The 6,511-nt window shown below is 29.0% G+C and carries 7 protein-coding genes; 4 read left to right on the forward strand and 3 right to left on the reverse strand.

Translation table 11 applies throughout. The features are described 5' to 3' along the window. Positions 1-14: 14 nt before the first annotated feature. The 3 genes from dapB to BUB51_RS00740 are packed head-to-tail and all read right to left on the reverse strand — an operon-like array spanning position 15 to position 2,693. Positions 15-770, reverse strand: a complete 756-nt coding sequence (gene dapB / locus BUB51_RS00730) for a 4-hydroxy-tetrahydrodipicolinate reductase (RefSeq protein ID WP_073194616.1) — start codon at positions 768-770, stop codon at positions 15-17. A gap of 5 nt (positions 771-775) precedes the next feature. Continuing rightward, complete coding sequence (gene dapA, locus BUB51_RS00735; RefSeq protein ID WP_073194619.1) at positions 776-1,663, reverse strand: 4-hydroxy-tetrahydrodipicolinate synthase; 888 nt, start codon at positions 1,661-1,663, stop codon at positions 776-778. Between the two features lie 37 nt (positions 1,664-1,700). Next, positions 1,701-2,693 (reverse strand): aspartate-semialdehyde dehydrogenase, encoded by a 993-nt coding sequence (locus BUB51_RS00740; RefSeq protein WP_073194622.1) that lies wholly within the window; start codon positions 2,691-2,693, stop codon positions 1,701-1,703. Between the two features lie 166 nt (positions 2,694-2,859). Between BUB51_RS00740 and BUB51_RS00745 the strand changes: the two genes are divergently transcribed. From BUB51_RS00745 to BUB51_RS00760, 4 genes are all read left to right on the forward strand, one after another. After that, positions 2,860-4,011, forward strand: coding sequence for a M20 metallopeptidase family protein (locus BUB51_RS00745; protein ID WP_073194625.1), 1,152 nt, complete (start codon positions 2,860-2,862; stop codon positions 4,009-4,011). An 18-nt stretch (positions 4,012-4,029) separates the two neighbouring features. Further along, entirely contained in the window at positions 4,030-4,974 is a 945-nt protein-coding gene (locus BUB51_RS00750) for a type II CAAX endopeptidase family protein (RefSeq protein ID WP_073194627.1), read from the forward strand. A gap of 238 nt (positions 4,975-5,212) precedes the next feature. Beyond that, positions 5,213-5,407 carry an alpha/beta-type small acid-soluble spore protein gene (locus BUB51_RS00755; protein WP_073194629.1) on the forward strand — a complete coding sequence of 65 codons (195 nt, stop codon included), beginning with the start codon at positions 5,213-5,215 and terminating at the stop codon, positions 5,405-5,407. 44 nt (positions 5,408-5,451) lie between these two features. Further along, positions 5,452-6,189, forward strand: a complete 738-nt coding sequence (locus BUB51_RS00760; RefSeq protein ID WP_073194632.1) for a class I SAM-dependent DNA methyltransferase — start codon at positions 5,452-5,454, stop codon at positions 6,187-6,189. The last annotated feature ends 322 nt before the right edge of the window (positions 6,190-6,511 follow it).

The raw sequence follows: 6,511 nt of genomic DNA on the forward strand, positions 1-6,511 counted from the left end.
CTTTCCATATATTTTTAAGTTATTACTAGGTCATCCATAGAATAAAGACCTTTGTCTTTATTTACTATAAATTTTGCTGCTTTGATAGCTCCTATAGCAAAGATATTTTTTGACATTGCCGTGTGTTTTATTTCTATTATTTCATCTAACCCGGCAAAAATTACAGAATGTTCTCCCACGATAGTACCTCCTCTTATTGCGTGAATTCCAATTTCATTTTTGTTTCTTTTTTCTTTTTTTGTATACCTTCCAAATACATATTCTTTAGAATTATTTAACTCTTCATTGATCTTATTAGCTATCATATAAGCTGTTCCGCTTGGAGCATCTATTTTATTATTATGATGTTTTTCTATGATTTCTATGTCAAATGATTCTGCTAATATTTTAGCTGCTTCTCTAACCAGTTTAATTAGCACATTTATTCCTAATGACATATTAGCAGAATAAAATATAGGTATTTTTTTAGATGATTTTTGTATATCTTTATAATCTTTGTTAGAGAAACCAGTTGTTGCAATAACAATCGGTAGATTTTTTTCTATGCAGTAGTCTAGCAAGCCAGGGAGATAGTAAGGGTTTGAAAAGTCAATTACTACATCAGCTTTTCCTTTGAATTCGAAAATATCTTTATAAACAGGGTATTTATTTTTATATTTATCTGGAGTTCTATCAACACCAGCTACTATCTCTAAATCAGGGTCATTTTCGATTTGTTTTGTAAGAACTTGACCCATTTTACCATTACATCCATTAATAATTATTTTCATAAAAATTACCTCCTTGGAGATAGACCGTAGTCTTCCATTTCTCTTATTAGTCTTTGCAGATTATCTTCAGACATAGTAGTAAGTGGCAATCTTAATTCACCTACATCCATTCCTAAAAGGTTCATTGCAGTTTTGATTGGTATTGGATTCGTTTCTATAAATAGTGCATCTATTAAACCTTTCATTTTTAGTTGAATTTTTCTTGCATTATCTATATCTCCATTAAGGTAATACATGACCATATTATGAGTATCTTTAGGTAAGATATTGGCTACTACAGAAATTACTCCTTTTCCTCCAAGAGATAGTAAAGGAACTACCATATCATCATTTCCTGAATAAATATAGAAATCTTCAGGACATAATCTAGCAATTTCTGCAACCTGACTTATGTTGCCGCTAGCTTCTTTTATAGCTTTAATATTTGGATGTTCTGAAAGTTTAGCTACTGTGTTAGGTTTAATGTTTAAGCCGGTTCTTCCCGGAACGTTATATACTATTATAGGTATGTTTACCTCGTTAGCAATAGCTAAATAGTGCTCGATTAAACCTTTTTGTGTAGTTTTATTATAGTATGGAGTAACGATTAAAAGTCCATCTGCTCCAATACTTTCGGCATAAACGCTAAGTTCAATTGCATGTTTAGTGTTATTACTACCTGTACCGGCTATAACGGGTATTCTTTTGTTAACTTTTTCAACTGTAAATTTTATTGTCTGTTTTTTTTCTTCATCAGTCATAGTAGAGGCTTCTCCTGTAGTACCGCATATAATTATTGCATCTGTATTATTATCAATATGCCATTCTATTAACTCTCCAAGTTTGTCAAAATCAATCTGTCCATTTTTATAAGGTGTAACTAAGGCGACACCAGAACCTGTGAATAAAGCCATAAGATCCCCCCTAAATATTAATTTTAAATTACTAATATTAAAGTTGATTAATAAGTAATTCTGCGATTTGTACTGTATTTGTAGCTGCTCCCTTTCTAATATTATCGGCAACTACCCATAAGTTAATGCCATTTTCAATGCTAAAGTCTCTTCTTATTCTACCTACATATACTTCATCTGTTCCTTCAGCATTTATAGGCATAGGATAAATATTATTACTTACATCATCTTGTATAATTACTCCTTTTGCATTTTTGAGTATTTCATAAATTTTATCTAAATTGAATGAGTTTTCAAATTCTAAATTAATTGATACACTATGTCCATATCTTACTGGTATTCTGACAGTAGTAGCTGTAATTTTCAAGTTATAGTCATTTAGAATTTTTTTAGTTTCTTCTATCATTTTCATTTCTTCTTTAGTGTAGCCATTTTCTAGAAATACATCAATGTGTGGTAAGCAGTTAAATGCGATAGGATGAGGATATTTTTTTGGTTCTTTGCCTTTAATTCCCATTTCCAAATCTTCAATTCCGCCTAAGCCAGAGCCTGAAACTGCTTGGTAAGTAGAATATACGATTCTCTTTATTTTAAAAGCGTCATGTAGTGGTTTTAGTGGTACTACGCATTGTATAGTTGAGCAATTTGGATTCGCAATAATTCCTTGATGCCAACTTATGTCATTTGGATTTACTTCAGGAACTATTAAAGGAACTTCCTTGTGCATTCTCCAAGCACTACTATTATCTACTACAATAACTCCTTTTTCTTTAGCTATAGGTGCAAACTTTTTACTAACTTCACTACCAGCAGAGAATAATGCTATGTCTATATCCTCATTAAAAGAATTTTCTGTTAGCTTTTGAACGGTATATTCTTTACCTTTAAATTTGAGTTTTGTACCTTTAGATTTAGATGAAGCGAATAAATAGAGATTTTTTACTGGAAAGTTTCTTTCTTCTAATATTTTAATAAATGTTCTTCCAACCATACCAGTTGCGCCTACTATGGCAATGTTAAACTTTTTCATAATAATCACCTCTAAAAATAATAATGTGAAATGCGAAAAGAAAAAGTGTTATTATTTATAATATTATTTTATAATATATTAAGTGCTTAATAAATAGAACTATTTGAATTGAAAGAATAAAAAATATAAAATGATTATAGAAAAATATAGTATATGGAGGGATAACATGGCAGATAAATTAAGCATAATTGGTGAGGAAATGAAAGTAATAAGGAGGGACTTACATAAAACACCAGAAATTGGGCTCAATGAGCATAAGACTTCTAACTATATAATAGAAAAACTTAAAAAGTATGGATATAATATTGAGAGAGTTGCTGGGACTGGTGTAGTGGCTTACAAAAAAGGAACAGCTTTAAAAAAAGCAATAGCATTTAGGGCAGACATAGATGGTCTTAGAGTTAAAGAAAAAACGGGTGTAGATTATTCTTCAAGAGAAGATGGAATGATGCATGCATGTGGTCATGATGGACACATGGCAATTTTATTAGGGTTAGCGAATTATTTATCGGATTTTGAGCTTAATAGAGATATAGTGTTTTTGTTTCAACCGGCTGAAGAAGGACCGGGAGGAGCGGAGATAATTGTAAGAGAAGGCGTTTTAAAAAAGTATAATGTGGAATATATTTTTGGACTTCATATATTGCCAGATTTAGAGCAAGGTAAAATAGGAGTAGCGCCAGGACCAATGATGGCACAAACAGGAGAGTTTGATATTAAAATTACGTCTAAAGGCGGGCACGGAGCAATGCCACATACAGCTATAGACAGCATATATATTGCATCTCAGATTATAAATAATTATCAAAGTATAATCAGTAGAAATATTGAACCTATTGAGGGATGTGTATTAACGATAGGTAAAATTGAAGGGGGAAGAGCGAGAAACATTATTGCCGATAATGTTAGATTAGAAGGCACAATAAGAGCATTTAGTACAGAAGTATATAATAAAATTAAGGAAAGAATGGCAGAAATAAACTTTGGATTAGAAAAGATGTTTAACGTTAATATTGATATGGAAATAGAAGATATGTATCCACCAGTTGTAAATGACTATAAACTGTTTGAAATTTTTAAAGATATATTTAAAGATACTGTTGAAATAATCAAACCTATGATGATTTCAGAGGATTTTTCGTATTATCAGAGAGAAATACCGGGACTTTTTTTTATGTTAGGTTCAAGAAATGAAAAAAAAGGATATATACATCCTTTACATAGTTGTTATTTTAATTTTGATGAAGAAATTTTAAAAATAGGATTAGATGCTTATTTAAGAATTTGTAAATATTTTGGTGTTATAAGTGATTATTAATATTGGGGAGGTTAACTAATGGATAATGAATTGAATGTTGAATCAAAACTGACTATTTTGGAAACTAACATATTTTATTTGTTAGTAGGAATAATCTTAATTACAATAGGTTCATTAGCACAAAGATGGGATATTTATAAAGGATTAATAATTACAGAATATGCTATTGTTTTACTACCTGTATTAATATATTTAAAGATTAAAAGGCAATCGTTTAAAAAGGTACTTAGACTTAATAGACTTTCTTTAAAACAGATACTATTAATACCTATAATAGTGATTTTATCATATCCAATTGGTGCATTTTTAAATTCAATTGTTATGATTTTTTTAAGTCTTTTTGGAGAAGTTAAACCTATGCCAATACCAGTTCCGGACAATGGAATGGAATTATTAAGATCTCTTTTTGTTATAGCGTTATCGGCTGGTATTTGTGAAGAAGTAATGTTCAGAGGATTAGTAATGAAAGGATATGAAAAACTCGGAAAGAGGAAAGCTATTATTTTTTCTGCTGTTTTATTTGGTTTTTTCCATTTTAATGTACAGAATTTATTAGGGCCAGTTTTTTTAGGAATATTATTCGGATATATAGTCTATAAAACTAATTCAATTTTTGCATCTATGTTGGCTCATTTTACAAATAATGCTTTTGCTCTATTTTTAGCTTTTATTGTAAATAGGTTTAATACAGGTAGTAATATACCAAATAATGTACCTTTAAATATGTCATATACTAGACTTTTAATTTATGGAGCAATTTTTCTTGGAGCTATTTCATTAGTTACTGGAATTATAGCTGTTATGCTTCTTAAAAAACTGCCAAAATCGGCTGAATATACGAATCTTTCTATAAGAGATGACGATAAAGATATATCAAATGTATTAACTGCTGTTGAGAGTGTGCCTTTAGTTATAACTTTAATAATATTTATTATAATTAATATTTTGAGATTTAGGAGTTAAAAGCAAATAGAAAAAGTTTAAGGACCTACTTGGGGGGAGTAGGTCCTTTTTTAATAAAAAATTTATATAAAAGGGGGAGTGGGAAAGTAGTACTTTTTCCGACAACGACAAGTTTAACACTTTTATAAATATAAATCAAGAGGAAATATTAAAGTTTTAATTTTCAAAAAATTATATGTAATATGATTAGAATATTATTCAAAGATATCCACATAATAGATGTTAAGGAGGGGTTACTATGAGAAAAACGAAAAAGAAGAAAAAAGTAGAAACATTGGAGGATAAATTAAAATATGAAGTAGCTAAAGAACTTGGCTTATTAGAGAAGATAAAGGAAGTTGGTTGGGCTGGTCTAACGGCGAAGGAAACAGGTAGAATAGGGGGAATGATTACAGTAAAAAAGAAATTAATGAAACGTGAGGTGGAAAAATAGAAAGGATTATAATACAATATATCTGTGCCGAAAGGGGGATATGTATGCATAGTTATAAAGATTTTGCTTACTTTTATGATAAATTAATGGAAGATGTTGATTATAAAAAATGGTTCGAGTATGTTTTGATGATATTAAAAAGATTAGAAGTTACTCCTAAAAAGGTTCTTGAAATTGCTTGTGGAACAGGGAATTTTACTAAGTATTTATGTGATAATGGTTATGATGTTACTTGTTTTGATTTATCAGAAGATATGCTTTCTGTAGCATATGACAAACTTAATATATATAGAAATGTAATAATTTTAAAACAGGATATGCGTTTATTTAATATCAACAAAAAATTTGATATGGTAATCAGTGTTTGTGATGGGATTAATTATATTACTGCATATGAAGATTTAGTTAATGTTTTTAAAAGAGTTAAGTTACACCTTGAAGAAGATGGTGTTTTTATTTTTGATATAAGTTCTTATTATAAACTCCATGAAATAATAGGTAATAATACTTTTGTTGAAGAAAATGACAATATTTTTTATGTATGGGAAAACTATTTTGATGAACATGATAATATATGTGAGTTATACATTACTTTTTTTGTGAAGCAAGGTAGTAAGTACATTAGATTTGATGAAAATCATATACAGAAAGCATATTCTATAGATGAAATAGTAAATGCATTAAGAAGAGCTGGATTTAAAAATATCGATTATTATGAGAGTTTTACGTTTAATAAGCCTAATGATAAGAGTGAGAGGATGCATTTTATTGTAAGAAAATGATTTTTTGGTGAAATTTATCAAAAATAAAGACCAGAAATTTAGCACTTGAAAATTTTTTAGGGCGATAGCCCGTTGATTTATAAGAATTTCAGAATAAGCACTAAAAATTTGAGATTTTCCGATTTTTGCTGGAAACTATAGAGAAAAAATTTGCAAAATAAAAGCATCCTTTTTATAATAGTTTTACCATAAACACATTAAAAAAAGGATGCTGATAGGATGAACAAAAGTTACCTAAAACAATTATTCACCTATATTAATAAGGTATATGATATAGGAGAAAAAATCAATACTTTAAAAGATAAAAGAGTAAAATCTCAAG

The organism is Caloranaerobacter azorensis DSM 13643 (assembly GCF_900129995.1).
Lineage (GTDB): Bacteria > Bacillota > Clostridia > Tissierellales > Thermohalobacteraceae > Caloranaerobacter > Caloranaerobacter azorensis.

Excerpts from the sequence above, each read along its gene's own strand:
- dapB (WP_073194616.1), bottom strand. The coding sequence starts at position 770 with ATGAAAATAATTATTAATGGATGTAATGGTAAAATGGGTCAAGTTCTT.
- dapA (WP_073194619.1), bottom strand. The coding sequence starts at position 1,663 with ATGGCTTTATTCACAGGTTCTGGTGTCGCCTTAGTTACACCTTATAAA.
- BUB51_RS00740 (WP_073194622.1), bottom strand. The coding sequence starts at position 2,693 with ATGAAAAAGTTTAACATTGCCATAGTAGGCGCAACTGGTATGGTTGGA.
- BUB51_RS00745 (WP_073194625.1), top strand. The coding sequence starts at position 2,860 with ATGGCAGATAAATTAAGCATAATTGGTGAGGAAATGAAAGTAATAAGG.
- BUB51_RS00750 (WP_073194627.1), top strand. The coding sequence starts at position 4,030 with ATGGATAATGAATTGAATGTTGAATCAAAACTGACTATTTTGGAAACT.
- BUB51_RS00755 (WP_073194629.1), top strand. The coding sequence starts at position 5,213 with ATGAGAAAAACGAAAAAGAAGAAAAAAGTAGAAACATTGGAGGATAAA.
- BUB51_RS00760 (WP_073194632.1), top strand. The coding sequence starts at position 5,452 with ATGCATAGTTATAAAGATTTTGCTTACTTTTATGATAAATTAATGGAA.